This is a genomic window from Vibrio sp. THAF64, from assembly GCF_009363455.1.
GTDB classification, from domain to species: Bacteria; Pseudomonadota; Gammaproteobacteria; order Enterobacterales; family Vibrionaceae; genus Vibrio; species Vibrio coralliilyticus.
Map to the genome: position 1 here is coordinate 1752279 of NZ_CP045356.1, position 12806 is coordinate 1765084.

Annotated in this window: 13 protein-coding genes; 5 read left to right on the forward strand and 8 right to left on the reverse strand. The window is 44.8% G+C overall.

The genetic code is table 11. The annotated features are described in order from the left end of the window. Positions 1 to 70: 70 nt before the first annotated feature. Both FIU99_RS24370 and FIU99_RS24375 read right to left on the reverse strand, forming a co-directional pair. A complete protein-coding gene (locus FIU99_RS24370) occupies positions 71 to 982 on the reverse strand; it encodes a GGDEF domain-containing protein (protein ID WP_006961258.1) in 912 nt (303 codons plus the stop codon). Positions 983 to 1072: 90 nt separating this feature from the next. Continuing rightward, positions 1073 to 1972, reverse strand: a complete 900-nt coding sequence (locus FIU99_RS24375; RefSeq protein WP_152472597.1) for a DMT family transporter — start codon at positions 1970 to 1972, stop codon at positions 1073 to 1075. Between the two features lie 99 nt (positions 1973 to 2071). On the opposite strand from FIU99_RS24375, the gene FIU99_RS24380 reads away from it, so the two are divergent. Beyond that, positions 2072 to 2860 carry a helix-turn-helix domain-containing protein gene (locus FIU99_RS24380; RefSeq protein ID WP_039952136.1) on the forward strand — a complete coding sequence of 263 codons (789 nt, stop codon included), beginning with the start codon at positions 2072 to 2074 and terminating at the stop codon, positions 2858 to 2860. Here FIU99_RS24380 and FIU99_RS24385 read toward each other — a convergent pair. Further along, a complete protein-coding gene (locus tag FIU99_RS24385) occupies positions 2855 to 3775 on the reverse strand; it encodes a M14 family metallocarboxypeptidase (RefSeq protein ID WP_152472598.1) in 921 nt (306 codons plus the stop codon). The two genes, FIU99_RS24380 and FIU99_RS24385, sit on opposite strands and share 6 nt — an antisense overlap. 187 nt (positions 3776 to 3962) lie before the next feature. Here FIU99_RS24385 and FIU99_RS24390 point away from each other — a divergent pair, with 187 nt between their 5' ends. Then, a complete protein-coding gene (locus tag FIU99_RS24390) occupies positions 3963 to 4865 on the forward strand; it encodes a DUF808 domain-containing protein (protein ID WP_152472599.1) in 903 nt (300 codons plus the stop codon). A gap of 3 nt (positions 4866 to 4868) precedes the next feature. Here the strand turns inward: FIU99_RS24390 and FIU99_RS24395 are convergent, their stop codons facing one another. Continuing rightward, complete coding sequence (locus FIU99_RS24395) at positions 4869 to 5525, reverse strand: DsbA family oxidoreductase (RefSeq protein ID WP_040121751.1); 657 nt, start codon at positions 5523 to 5525, stop codon at positions 4869 to 4871. A gap of 208 nt (positions 5526 to 5733) precedes the next feature. Between FIU99_RS24395 and FIU99_RS24400 the strand changes: the two genes are divergently transcribed. Continuing rightward, positions 5734 to 7086 (forward strand): alpha-amylase family protein, encoded by a 1353-nt coding sequence (locus FIU99_RS24400; protein ID WP_064487012.1) that lies wholly within the window; start codon positions 5734 to 5736, stop codon positions 7084 to 7086. Between the two features lie 32 nt (positions 7087 to 7118). Here FIU99_RS24400 and FIU99_RS24405 read toward each other — a convergent pair whose 3' ends face one another. Then, entirely contained in the window at positions 7119 to 8987 is a 1869-nt protein-coding gene (locus tag FIU99_RS24405) for a methyl-accepting chemotaxis protein (protein ID WP_006961251.1), read from the reverse strand. A 95-nt stretch (positions 8988 to 9082) separates the two neighbouring features. Beyond that, positions 9083 to 9685 carry an AraC family transcriptional regulator gene (locus FIU99_RS24410; RefSeq protein WP_039952132.1) on the reverse strand — a complete coding sequence of 201 codons (603 nt, stop codon included), beginning with the start codon at positions 9683 to 9685 and terminating at the stop codon, positions 9083 to 9085. Positions 9686 to 9882: 197 nt separating this feature from the next. On the opposite strand from FIU99_RS24410, the gene FIU99_RS24415 reads away from it, so the two are divergent. Then, positions 9883 to 10983: a 1-acyl-sn-glycerol-3-phosphate acyltransferase gene (locus tag FIU99_RS24415; protein WP_006961248.1), complete on the forward strand. Its 1101-nt coding sequence runs from the start codon at positions 9883 to 9885 to the stop codon at positions 10981 to 10983. A gap of 42 nt (positions 10984 to 11025) precedes the next feature. On the opposite strand, the gene FIU99_RS24420 is transcribed toward FIU99_RS24415, so the two are convergent. Further along, positions 11026 to 11625, reverse strand: a complete 600-nt coding sequence (locus tag FIU99_RS24420) for a hypothetical protein (protein ID WP_006961247.1) — start codon at positions 11623 to 11625, stop codon at positions 11026 to 11028. 228 nt (positions 11626 to 11853) lie between these two features. On the opposite strand from FIU99_RS24420, the gene tnpA reads away from it, so the two are divergent. Further along, positions 11854 to 12300: an IS200/IS605 family transposase gene (gene tnpA, locus FIU99_RS24425; protein ID WP_039951144.1), complete on the forward strand. Its 447-nt coding sequence runs from the start codon at positions 11854 to 11856 to the stop codon at positions 12298 to 12300. A gap of 63 nt (positions 12301 to 12363) precedes the next feature. Here the strand turns inward: tnpA and FIU99_RS24430 are convergent, their stop codons facing one another. Continuing rightward, positions 12364 to 12663, reverse strand: coding sequence for a YfcZ/YiiS family protein (locus tag FIU99_RS24430; protein ID WP_006961246.1), 300 nt, complete (start codon positions 12661 to 12663; stop codon positions 12364 to 12366). Positions 12664 to 12806 lie beyond the last annotated feature (143 nt).

Below are 12806 nucleotides of genomic sequence, written 5' to 3' on the forward strand. Positions count from 1 at the left end.
GTGAGCGAAACTGGCTGGTTAAAGTTCGTTTTAAGAAAATGTTCACATAAACGAGCATTAATCATTAGGGTTAGAGCTTCTGGCTGCGATTGCGTCCTTTGTTTTTCGATACATAGAGCGCTTTATCAGCACGACGGTACAAATCAAAAAAATCCTTATCTTTTTCTGTTAATTCGGTGACTCCGCAACTGATGCTGAAATTGTTGTTGTCAGTAAAAAAGGGAAAAGAATAAAAGTCACAACGCAGGCGTTCGGCGATCTGGAGTGCTTGCTCTGCGTTCGTTTGATGCAGAACGATGAGGAACTCTTCCCCGCCGATTCGCCCGCAGGAATCGGTTGAACGTATATGAGAGCGAGCAATATCTGCCAACTGTACGATGACCTCGTCACCATGGTCATGGCCGAAGGTATCGTTAATATGCTTGAAATGGTCGATATCAATCACGATGCAAGAAAGAGATAGATCGTGGGTTTGAGCATGAGCAAACTCTTCAGAGAATTGGCGCCACAACTTCCGGCGATTGTACAACTTAGTAAGATCGTCGGTATTGGCCAGCTCAGCCAACTTTTCACGCATTTCAACAATGTCAGTAATATCTGTTGAAACACCGATCAAGCCAATAACTTCGTTAGTTACGGAGCTGATGATCGGCTTTTTAATAGCTCTGTAAACTCTTAACTTGCCATCTGGAATAGCTCGAGCGTGTTCTTCATTGATCACCGTTTCACCAGTTTCGAACACAGATTGGTCGGTGTGGAGAATATCTTTGAGAAGATCGGGCTGAAAGTAGTCGTAGTCAGTTTTGCCTTTTAGTGACTCAAGATCGGTTTTAAACAGTTCTAGAGTGAGTTGATTCGCGTAGAGGTACTCTCCTTTGCGATTCTTAACGAAGACGTAAGAGCCGATTTCATTGAGTACTTCTTCATGCAGTGCAAACTTATTATCTTCGTATATCTCTTCAATATGCTCCAATTCGATCATAAGACCTCCCTGTAGTGTGAGGTCTAGCCTTATTCTGACGTCTTATTGATGTTGTTTAATATAAACATATACTCTTTTGCCGGACTCCACCTATACCTGCTTAACATTTTGCAGACTTTCATCCGTTCTTCGCACACGTTTTATTTGTGAGAGTATGACACCAGAGATCACCATAATTCCGCCCATGACGTGGTAACTCTCAATGTTCTCTCCCAGTAAAGTTGCTGCCAGAACCACCGCTACAACAGGAAGCAGGTTCATGAACATCGCACTCGAGTCCGCACCTATAGCATCAATCGCTTTGACCCACATCCAAGGCGCGAGGAGAGAGCCTGCCAAGGATGCATAAGCAATCAGAGAAACAGAACCTGGCGTTGGGGCTAAATGCTCACTCGATAGCCAAAGTGGAGTCAGTATGAGTACGGCGAACAGCCCTTGCATATAGATGAGTATCCAGTTGGACAAAGGCATTCTCCATCGCTTTATAAGCACACAATATGTGGCGTAGCAAATGGCTGCCAACACCATCAGGGCGTCGCCTTCAGTGACGCTTTGGTGGAGGAAGAAAACCATATCTCCTTGTCCTAGCATGAAAGAGAGACCAGCCAGAGAGATAATGCCACCGATAATACTGAGCGGTGAGATGCTTTTTCCGAGGAGCGGTACGCTCATAAATACACTAAGGAGCGGAACCAGTGAGGTGATTAACGCCATGTTGGAAGCCGTTGTGGTTACGCCGGCGTAGTACCCCAGAGATTGATTTAATACCATGCCAAGTAAAGCGAGGAAGGCAAGTTTGTTCAAGTGAGGCTTGATTACAGCCCACTGTTTGATGACTTGAGGTAAGCAGAAAGGGGTGAGTACCAACATGGCAAAAAACCAGCGAAAGAAGCTCATAGCACTGGGTTCAATCACTGAAGCGGCCATTTTATTGATGATGGCATTGCCTCCCCAGATAAAGACAGTAAAAAGTGGAAGTAAGTAGACCATGTGATCTCAATCTCAAAGTGAACGGTGGAAGTGAGTTTGACAGGTCTGTATGATTGTAGATATCTCTTAAAAGACATCGAGCGCGATAGGAAGACAAATTTGAGAAAATCGGTCAAACACCTTCATCCTTCCTTATCAATAGATAAGGCACCATCAGATGTGTTTATGAATTTTGAAGCGTTCCTGTCGAACACGGAAACGAGAATGCATAGCCATCCGTGGGGCCAAGTTCAGCTCATTAGTGGTGGTATTCTGGAAATGGAGGCGGAAGGCACTCGATTTCTTGCACCACCGCATCTTGCTATCTGGGTGCCCGCAGGTGTTATGCATACCAGCTACAATCGCAAACCACTGTCGTATTGTTCACTGAACGTAGCACAAGATCTGACCACGCACTTTCCCGACTGTACCAGTTTGATCAAAATTACGCCTATCGTGTCCTCAATCATCGATGATTTTCGCCAGCGAGGGATCAATGTGGCGCAAACAGAGCAAGATAAACGCTTAGTGCAGGTTTTACTGGATCAACTGGCGACACGAGATACTCAGCATCATTTTCTGCCATCTTCAGATAATAAATACCTAGCAAGAATATTGGCCGAAGTAGAAGAAAACCCGATTGATAATACCAGCCTGTCCGAGTGGGCTGAGAAGGTACATACCACAGAGCGCACCTTGGCAAGGCACTGTCAGTCAGAGTTGGGGATGAGCTTTACTGAGTGGAGGCTGAGAGTACGCTATTTATACTCAATGGATTTACTGAGAAAGGGTCATTCGGTGAAAGAAGTCGCTTTGACGTTAGGCTACAACCAAGCCAGTCCGTTTATCGCGATGTTCAAGAAATACTCCGGGCAGACCCCGGAGCAGTATAAGAGTAAGTTGTTATAGCTTTTTGATTACGAAATCCAATCCGCCTACGATGGCCGCAACTTGAGCATCGTTACACTCTTCGTCGGTTACTTTAGGACTATCAGGGTAGACTTCAGTAGTGGTGCCGTAAGTGCAGTTGGTTACACCGCCACACAGGCCAAGTTTTACCATCGGGTAATTGATGACGCCATCCTGTACAACGGCTGAACCGATGATTTCGCCTTTTTCATCAGCGGGAGCAATATGAGTCACTTTTCTAACTGACTCAATCACCGCTGCCTGAAACTCAGGTTGAGGGTTTTCAGTATCACCTACCGTGTAGAAGCCATCAGGAATCATACCTTCGATATACTCAATGCCATCACGCGCAGCCAGAGCAGGTCTGAACTCAGTTTCATCTGTGTCTGTAGTTTCATGCAAATCAATATGAACCAGTACTTCTTGTCCTATTGATGCCACAAGTGCTCTTAGATTGGCGGATTCTTCTGCTGGGCTGTTCTCATAGAAAGAGCGGTTCGGGTCAATCGCTAGTGGGTTCCAGCGATTGATCGTCTCGTAACCCCATGGGCTGACACATGGTGCGACGATGATGTTGAAGTGCTCAGCGTATTTTTCCATCTGAGTGTCAGCAAATTTGAGTGCACCATGAACGCCGCTGGTCTCGTAGCCATGAACACCGCCTGTCACCAGAACAACGGGTTTTGCACTGTCCCAATTCTTACTTTTAATGCAAAAAAGTGGGTAGCGGCTTGGGTCGTAGGAGAGCGCACCATACTGTTCGATATCGAACCTTTCTTGTAGGGCTTGAATCTTTGGAACCACTTCTTGTTGGTATTCACGTTTAATGGTGGTTTGTTCGCGCCAGGCTATTCGCTCGGCGTCTTGCCATTTTTGACCAGGTGTTCCGATAGGGTAAGAGTAAGAGCTGTGCATTACTTTGCCTATGTTTGTTATGAGATGTGGGCAACAGCATAAAACGCCCATTTTGGGGAAGCAATCAATATAAGTTCAGCCAATAACCGGAGTGTTGTTATTGACGGATTACTGACGAGAATTCGGTTTAAGTTCGATGTGGTCAATGTTACATTTGGTTACATGTCTTATTTCTAAGAGAAAACAAATGGCGGGTGCGAGTCTGTTAACCCTGTTAGATGATATCGCTACGGTGTTGGATGATGTTGCTTTGATGTCCAAAGTGGCGGCAAAGAAAACCGCTGGTGTGCTGGGCGACGATTTAGCGCTTAATGCGCAGCAGGTCTCTGGTGTGGCGGCGGAACGTGAAATCCCTATCGTTTGGAGCGTTGCTAAAGGCTCTTTTCGCAACAAATTAATTTTGGTACCTGCGGCATTATTAATGAGCTCACTCGCGCCGTGGTTGATTATGCCTTTGTTGCTACTCGGTGGATTGTTTCTGTGTTTTGAAGGTGCTGAAAAGCTAGTGGAGAAGTTGTTCCATTCAGGTGAAGAAATAGAAGTCGAAGGGGAGGAACCGACAGGCTCCATTGAGGATTATGAGAAGAGGAAAGTCGCTGGTGCGATTCGCACCGACTTTATCTTATCCGCTGAAATCATTGTGATTGCACTCGGCACCGTTCAAGGTCACTCCATGTTGACGCAAATTATTGTTGTCAGCCTGATTGCAGTCTTAATGACAATCGGTGTTTATGGCTTAGTTGCTGCCATTGTTAAGCTGGATGATCTCGGTTTTTATCTCAATCGTATTTCAAAAGGGCAGGGTATCAGGGCGTCAATCGGTAAAGGTTTAATTGTGTTCGCACCAAAGTTAATGAAGTTTCTCGCGGTCGTCGGTACAGCGGCCATGTTTTTAGTCGGTGGTGGCATAGTGGTACACAATGTTCCAGCGATCCACCACTGGATTGAGCCGGTTTTACTAAACCTACCCAACCTGACGCTGGCGAAAGCCTTGTTTCCATCGATACTAAACGGTCTAATTGGCGTTGTAGCTGGTGTGTTGATTGTACTGGCTTGGGGTGTTATCGGTAAGATTCGCCAACACAGCTAGTTTTTAGTCTATATCGCTCTTTTGATGAGTGATTTCTCTTAGAGCTTCAACCAAAATATCACTATTCTGAGCTCCAGAAATCAGGTGCTTGCGGTCAATAATGATAGCAGGCACCGCATTGATCCCAGCTTCTAGCCACTGTTGTTCCGTGGAGGCGACCGTCTCTTCCCAACTACTGTCTTCCAGAACGGCCTGACAGATTTCTCGATCTAGTCCAAATGACTCCGCTATATCGAGTAACACATTCTCGTCACTGACGTCTTTACCATCGGTAAAATATGCATGGAACATGGCTATTTCGAGATCAAGCTGCAAATCCTGCGATTGTGACCACAATAGAAGCTGGTGGGCTTTACGTGTGTTGTAGATGCGCATTTCATCGGTGAAATTAAATTCAAAACCGAGTTCTTCACCTAGCGAGGCGATAGTTTGACGAGCCGATATACTAGCTTCTAGTGACGTACCGTATTTCTCCGCTAAGTGTTCACGCAGGTTCTGGCCTTCTGGCTTCATTGCGGGGTTCAATTCGAATGGATGCCAATGTATTTCAGCCTCAATGCTGTCTGATAGCGTCATCAAAGCTTGCTCCAGTCGTTTGTATCCTATGATACACCACGGGCAAACTACATCTGACACTATGTCTATGCGGACACTCTTCATGATTGACGCCTTTTTCTTGCTTCATATTTCATTATAGCGAGTGAGGATAATTAAATTTATAAATAGTTCAAATTCTACGCCTTAGAACTACTACACCCATTCCGCTTTCTAGGGGTGAAGAAAAAAAGTCTTGGGTGATTATAATTGTTTCAACTCTTCATCTGTGGATGAACAGATGATTATGGAAATTGAATTTAAGGAACATGACATGACCGCTTTTAAGACAGCCAACGTCATTCTTCATGCCTTCGACTGGCCGTATGCATTAGTTGCTCAACGCGCTGATGAGATCGTTGCGGCGGGTTATAAATCTGTGCTGGTTTCTCCTCCAATGAAGTCTTTAAAACAAGCACAAGGTACAAAGTGGTGGCAGCGTTATCAGCCACAAGATTATCGTGTAATTGATAACCAGTTGGGCAACACACAAGACTTTACACGCATGGTCGACGTTCTGAATCAGCGTTCTATCTATGTGTATGCGGATGTGGTGTTTAACCACATGGCGAACGAATCTCATCAACGGTTGGATCTTCAATATCCAGCGAAAGACGTTCTGGAATCCTACCAAAGCGACTCTGATTACTACGAAGAGATAAAACTATTCGGCGATCTTAGCAAACCTCTATTTATTGAGGATGATTTTGTTGAAGCGTTCGGTATTGAAGATTGGCAAGACAAGTGGCAGGTGCAAAACGGTCGCATTACCGGTGGTCCAACGGATCCGGGGTTGCCAACTCTGCGAGTGCATAAACGCGTCGTTGAACAACAACAGCATTACCTGAAGGCGCTGAAAGCACTGGGTGTGAAAGGGTTTCGAATCGATGCGGCTAAGCACATGACACTAGAGCATTTGCAGAAGGTTTGGAGCAAAGATATCTGTGAAGGTATTCATATCTTTGGTGAAATCATCACAGACGGTGGAGCTACCAAGCCCGAGTATGACATTTTTCTTGAACCGTTTTTGGCTGAAACACGTTTGGGGGCGTATGATTTTCCTCTGTTTCAGACCATGTTTGATGCATTTGAAGCCAAAGGAAGTCTCAAGAGCTTGGTCAACCCTTATTGTTTCGGCCAAGCACTTTCTGAGAATCGAGCCATTACTTTTGCAATTACTCACGACATACCTAACAACGATGTGTTTGCTAATTTAGTGATGCCAGACAAAACAGAATGGCTAGCGTACAGCTACATCTTAGGTAGAGATGGTGGCGTTCCATTGGTTTATACCGATCTTGATACTAGTGGTTTGACTGGAGTGGATGGAAAGCCGCGCTGGGTAGATGCTTGGAACGATGAGCGAATGATTGCACGTATTCGTTTTTATAACTTAATGCATGGTAAAACGATGCAGGTTATTGAAGCATCGGAAGACTTACTGGTATTTGCGCGAGGAAAGGAAGGTATCGTGGTGATTAATAAATCGAAACGTTCGCAGAAAGTACAAATAGCAGTAAGTGGCGAATGGTTAGATTTGCTTTCCTGTGAAAAACATCAAGCTGAGAAGGGGACGCTAAACCTAACAGTGCCCGGAGTAGAAAGTTTGATGCTGGTGGCGGAATAAAAAAGCCCTCCCAATTGGGAGGGCGAGAGCATTTACACTTTAAACTTGTTGAGAATGGCATCCTGTTCGCGAATGTTTTCTGTTTGCGCCTGCATGGCAATGTTGGCGTTCTCTGCTGCATCGGCCACCTGAACAGACAGGTCTTTGATTTTGACCGTATTGTTGTTTATTTCCTCGGCGACTAAGCTTTGTTCTTCCGCGGCCGAAGCGATTTGAATGTTCATATCGCTAATGCTCTGGATTGCATCGCGGATGCTGTTTAGGGCAGTGTTGGCTTCTTCAGCGCGAAGTACGGCACCGCTGGCTGTTTCCTTACTCATATTCATCGCATTTGCCACTGCAGTTGCACCAGACTGCAGTTGTTCAATCATATTGCGGATTTCTGTCGTAGATTCTTGAGTTCTCTGAGCCAGTGTTCGAACTTCATCAGCTACTACCGCGAAGCCTCGGCCAGATTCACCAGCACGTGCTGCCTCAATTGCTGCGTTAAGTGCCAGTAGGTTGGTTTGGTCGGCGATGTCATTGATCACTTTCAAGATGGTTTCGATGTTGTCTGTCGCTGATTCCAGAGTTTTCACTTCTTCAACTGCTTCATCAATGCGCTGCGACAGTTCTGTAATTGAAGCCGTCGTATCGCCTACAACACGTGTACCCACTTCCGTAGCTTCGTCGGCATCTTTCGCAGCAGAGGCTGCCCCCTGAGCGTTATTGGCAACATCACCTGAGGTTGTTGCCATCTCATGCATCGCCGTTGCAAGTTGTTCGAGCTCTCTCAATTGATCTTGCATTGCAGCAGCAGATTCTTGTAGACCCATGGATGTCATTTCGGAGCCACGTAAGATCTCTTCACCAATCGCTTTTGACTGAGTGATTTGCTGTTGAAGTGTGCTGGTGAAAGTATTGAAATTTTCTGCAAGTGAAGAAAACTCTTGGTCTGTACTCGTATCTAAGCGCTGAGTTAAATCCCCTTCACCTGATGCAACATCTTGAATCGCTGCGTTTAGTGTACCAAGTGGGCGCATTAGCGCAGCCATCAATACTAGGAGAATGACGATACTAATGGCTAACGCAACGACAGTGTAAATAATTGAACTGTTACGCAAATCTGCTAAGGATTGGTATGCAATCTCCTCATCGAGAACGACACCTATATACCAGTCTTCTCCTGGAACTTTAGAGAAATCTAGCGTGTAGTCTTTGCCATCAATAGAAACCTGTTGCGGGTCATCCTGAATACCGGCGTCACCCAAGAAATCCTTCATCGGTTTGCCGTTTAAGTCGGTTTGGGGGTGTGCGATGGTTGTGCCATCACCTGCAACGATAAATACGTACCCTGCATCGAAGAGCTGTACCTTGTTTACAACATCAGCCAAACCCGCAAGGCTAACATCGTAGAAGATCGCGCCGATGAACTTACCGTTGTCGTTTACAGGAGTCGCAATGGATACCAGAATTTCGCCAGTCGCAGAGTCGGCATAAGGGGCAGTGATAATGAGTTTGCCTGCGTTTTTGGCGTCTATATACCAAGGTCGAGCTCGGGGGTCCCAGCTGGAGCCGGGATTCCAAGAAGGGTCATTGTTTATATTAGAGCCATCCTTTTCGAATCCCAAACCGACCAAAAGGAATGTGTCCTTTACTATGGGGCGAGTGATGACGGTAGAAATAGCATCGGGAGACAGGTTGGCTTCCAGCATACTGGTCGCGTAATTGGCGATGGCTTTTCGGCCATCAATCTCAGCGGCTGTGGTGTCTCGAACGCCATCAACGATTTCCGTTACGCTCGATGTAACCTGAGATTTAATTTCGGATTGAACGGTGTAGTACTGCTGTAGGGTGAGCAACGTTACAGTGGCCAGTAAGAGGAGAGAGGATGCTGCCACAATCTTATGGCTGAATTTCATATTCGCCTTCCTATTTTATCTACAAATATAGAGGATATTTATAGATTTATAGTTACGAAATCGACAATCAGCCAGTAACTTAGTTAAGTTTTCTGCTATTTACCCAGAATTGCATGTTCAATTTGTGAGTACATCGCCTCATTGTTGTCGAACAGGTCTGAAATGATCTGCTCTCGCTTCTTACCAGACTTCATTCGCTTATAGGCTTCACGAACCGTCAATACGAGCTGTTGCTCTGCCAATAGTTTGCTGTCGGTATTCGGTGACCACTGGCTAATTAATCGGGTTAGCCTGCTCTCTTTTAACTGAGGCTTTAAGGCGGACAGCTCGGCCTGTAATACAGTCAGAATATCTCGTTGGGCATCATGAGTTTCGTCCATCACCTTCAGTCTATTTAACAAAGCGTTAGTCAACTCATTAAGGGTAACGAATCCACCTTGTTTTGGCAGAGACGTTGTGACGCGACAAGAGACTTCTACTTGCTGAACTTGAGTTTGAGGGAAGAAGGTCAATGCGCACAAAACGTCAAACGGAATCCAAACTGTCTGACCTGCTTCAATCGCATACTCAGACTTTCCAAGTTTCATTAGTGCTAAACCTTGTTCCACCTTGAGTAACATGTGCTTGATACTCTTTTTTCGTGGAGTCATGGTTAGATACTGAAAGTCACTCTTGTTATGCGAGATTGCGTAGTGCATGAAATTGCTCATATTCTTGTATGCTCAAGGGGCGCTAAGGTTAACGTTTCTTGCAGAAAAAGCCAACTTAACTCCGACTTTCTACAGAAACGGTGATTTTATGCTGGTCTGACCTTTTTGATTATGAGAGAAGTATAGCTGTTAATCCCCCCATCTCCGCGTAGAATAGGCCAGCTTTTTCTCAGATGTAATAAGAAATGACTTCTAAAAACGACCCTTTTGTTGAAATTCGTCCATACAATGACGAAGAAATTCCAGCGGCGATTGACCGCCTGATTAACGATGAAGAATTCATCAGTGCGATTCTACAACATCGATTTGCAAACCATGCAGGTTGGTTTAAAGCGTTGATGTCACCAATCGTTAAAGTCTACCTCAAGATGAAGTGGTCTAAACTGAACTCCGTTGAAGCGATTCAGATGGAAGTGAAGAAGTACCTTGAGCAGACATTGAATTCAACAACTAAGGGCGTAACGTACTCAGGTTTAGATAAGCTGGATAAGCAGACGTCTTATCTATTTGTCTCCAACCACCGTGATATCGCCATGGACCCAGCGTTGGTCAACTACGGTCTACACCAGAGTGATCATAAAACAGTGCGTATCGCTATTGGAGACAACCTACTGAAAAAACCTTGTGCGACTGAATTGATGAAGCTAAACAAGAGCTTTATTGTAAAGCGCTCTGCAAAAGGCCCTCGTGAAATGATGAAGGCGCTAGGTACTTTGTCGGGCTACATCAAACATTCGTTGGATACGGGGAACTCTATCTGGATTGCGCAGAAAGAAGGTCGTGCTAAAGATGGCAATGACTTTACTGATCCGGCGATCCTAAAAATGTTCCACGTTGAAGGTCGTAAGCAGAAGTTAGAGTTCGCTGAGTACATCAAGTCGCTAAGAATTGTCCCTGTTGCTATCTCTTATGAGAATGACCCTTGTGATATTGCTAAAGCGCGTGAGCTTTTTGAAAAAGCTACAAGCGGTACGTATGAAAAAGGCGAATTTGAAGATATTGAGAGTATTATTCAGGGAATCGTAGGTGACAAAGGCCGTATCCATGTCGCATTTGGTGACGTGATTGGTGATGAGTTCGAATCACCGGAAGCTCTGGCAGAAGAAATTGATCGTCAGATACACGATAACTACAAGCTGTTCCCAATTAATGAATTGGCGGCAGGTGATGAGCAAGTCGAACAGCAGGTTAAAGACGTTTTGGCAGGTAAACTTAACCAGCTTCCGGAAGGCGCTCAGTCTTATTTGGTCGCAAGCTACGCCAATCCGGTTAAAAACCAAAGTTAAATAGATTAGAAAGGACGCGATTAGCGTCCTTTTTACTATTGGTTAAGGTGCTACTGCACCGCCGAGGTCGAGTTGAGAAGGCCACTTGGTTATTCGGTTTCCACCTAAGAATATGTTGCCTTTGACTGTCATCTTGTCCGGAAACTCAGTAATTTTTGACCCGCCAATATAGAGATCTCCCTCAACTGTTAAACCCTCCGGTAACGATTCCAGTGGTGTTCTAATCACACTTAAGTCTCCTTTCACTTTAAAGCGGGGAGGGAGTTTGGTTAAGGGGGTATCTGTTAGGTTTACGTATCCACCGACTTTGATCCCTGCTGGCCATCGAACGATTTGTGACGCAAGTAAGTTGGCATAGCCTTTAATATTGACGCCTTTTGCTATCTTTTTTAGCTGACTGTTTGAAGCGTCTAGACTGCCTTGAATATCCACTCCTTGAGGAATCTCTTTAATGCTGGTTTTGGCAATATTGAGGTTACCTTTTACAACCAAACCCGATGGCAGCTCTTTATAAGGTTTATTACGCAGGTCTAGATTCCCGTAGTTATCCAGATGATTGAGAATACGATAATGATCAATCGGCTCACTGAGAGCAGGTGCAGACAGCAGTACAACGAGAGAAGGCAGAAGCCAGTGCTTCATAGGACAATCCAGACAATGATTTGTTCTAAGTATTAATTAGGAGTTTGGTTAGGGTCAATAAAGAGATGATGGAGTGAACAAAAAAGCGGACTGAATGTCCGCTTTTTATTTTCTGGCCCTAAACCACCTTCTTTAGAAGGTGGTGATCGTTCTTTTGGGCTTTGCCCGAAGAACGCTCATGTTCAAGATGTCCTCGTTTGCAACCAACAAATGAAGGAAATAACGAACATGAGCAGATATGAATCCGCTTCACACGTTTATCATCGGTGCCAATATCATATTGTTTGGACACCTAAATATCGACTAAAGATTCTGAAAGGAAATTTAGGCAAAGAGCTGTATCGAAGTATCTACGTTTACAGCAATATGAAGAAATGCAAGGTTGTCGAGCTTAACGTCCAAATTGATCATGTCCATTTAGTCGTGAGGCTTCCGCCGAGCATGAGTATCTCAAATTACATGGGGTTTGTTAAAGGTCGTACAGCGATTAGGTTGTTTAACAAATTTCCGTATTTGAGAAAGAAAAAGCTCTGGGGTAATAAGTTCTGGCAACGAGGTTACTTTGTTGATTCGGTAGGGATGAACGAGGAAATTATACGTAGATATGTCAGGCACCAAGATCGTGTGGGGAAAGAAGAAGAGGAGCGACAAATGCTTCTAGGGTTAGATAAATAGCAGTGAGCCCCCTTATAGGGGGCCAACCAAAGCCACCTGCTATGCAGGTGGATTTTTACTAGCTTAGCGAGCTAGGGAGCGAGTCTTTAGTTCAAAAATCAGTTTTTCCGCGCTGACTTCGAATTTGAATCGAGCTGTTAGTTCACTCGAGTCTTCTTCAATAGAAGACATTTCATACTCTACGCCTTCGCAGACCTGTTTTGCTAAATCGATGTACTTTTTCAGCTCCGCTTCGAGAAGGGCTTTACCTTGGGCAAAAATCGTCACTTCTGCGACATCGTCCCCTTCTTTGATAATAAAGCCCATTTCGCCAGCGCAACCACATGCTTCACATACGTCAGCTTGTTCTCGTTCTGTGCTCATTACGACAATCCTCTTACAAAAATTATGGATATTTTATCGGGTTATTTGAAGGTGATCCATAAAAATACATCAGCTCCCAAAATGGGCTCTGAACAAGATGCTATGTTATAAGAGCGTTAAACAAATGGGTGAGAATTGATAAA

What these genes read in the sequence shown, in the direction of transcription:
- FIU99_RS24370 (WP_006961258.1), bottom strand. Translation starts at nt 982, where the DNA reads ATGATCGAATTGGAGCATATTGAAGAGATATACGAAGATAATAAGTTT.
- FIU99_RS24375 (WP_152472597.1), bottom strand. Translation starts at nt 1,972, where the DNA reads ATGGTCTACTTACTTCCACTTTTTACTGTCTTTATCTGGGGAGGCAAT.
- FIU99_RS24385 (WP_152472598.1), bottom strand. Translation starts at nt 3,775, where the DNA reads ATGCACAGCTCTTACTCTTACCCTATCGGAACACCTGGTCAAAAATGG.
- FIU99_RS24390 (WP_152472599.1), top strand. Translation starts at nt 3,963, where the DNA reads ATGGCGGGTGCGAGTCTGTTAACCCTGTTAGATGATATCGCTACGGTG.
- FIU99_RS24395 (WP_040121751.1), bottom strand. Translation starts at nt 5,525, where the DNA reads ATGAAGAGTGTCCGCATAGACATAGTGTCAGATGTAGTTTGCCCGTGG.
- FIU99_RS24400 (WP_064487012.1), top strand. Translation starts at nt 5,734, where the DNA reads ATGACCGCTTTTAAGACAGCCAACGTCATTCTTCATGCCTTCGACTGG.
- FIU99_RS24405 (WP_006961251.1), bottom strand. Translation starts at nt 8,987, where the DNA reads ATGAAATTCAGCCATAAGATTGTGGCAGCATCCTCTCTCCTCTTACTG.
- FIU99_RS24410 (WP_039952132.1), bottom strand. Translation starts at nt 9,685, where the DNA reads ATGCACTACGCAATCTCGCATAACAAGAGTGACTTTCAGTATCTAACC.
- FIU99_RS24415 (WP_006961248.1), top strand. Translation starts at nt 9,883, where the DNA reads ATGACTTCTAAAAACGACCCTTTTGTTGAAATTCGTCCATACAATGAC.
- FIU99_RS24420 (WP_006961247.1), bottom strand. Translation starts at nt 11,625, where the DNA reads ATGAAGCACTGGCTTCTGCCTTCTCTCGTTGTACTGCTGTCTGCACCT.
- tnpA (WP_039951144.1), top strand. Translation starts at nt 11,854, where the DNA reads ATGAGCAGATATGAATCCGCTTCACACGTTTATCATCGGTGCCAATAT.
- FIU99_RS24430 (WP_006961246.1), bottom strand. Translation starts at nt 12,663, where the DNA reads ATGAGCACAGAACGAGAACAAGCTGACGTATGTGAAGCATGTGGTTGC.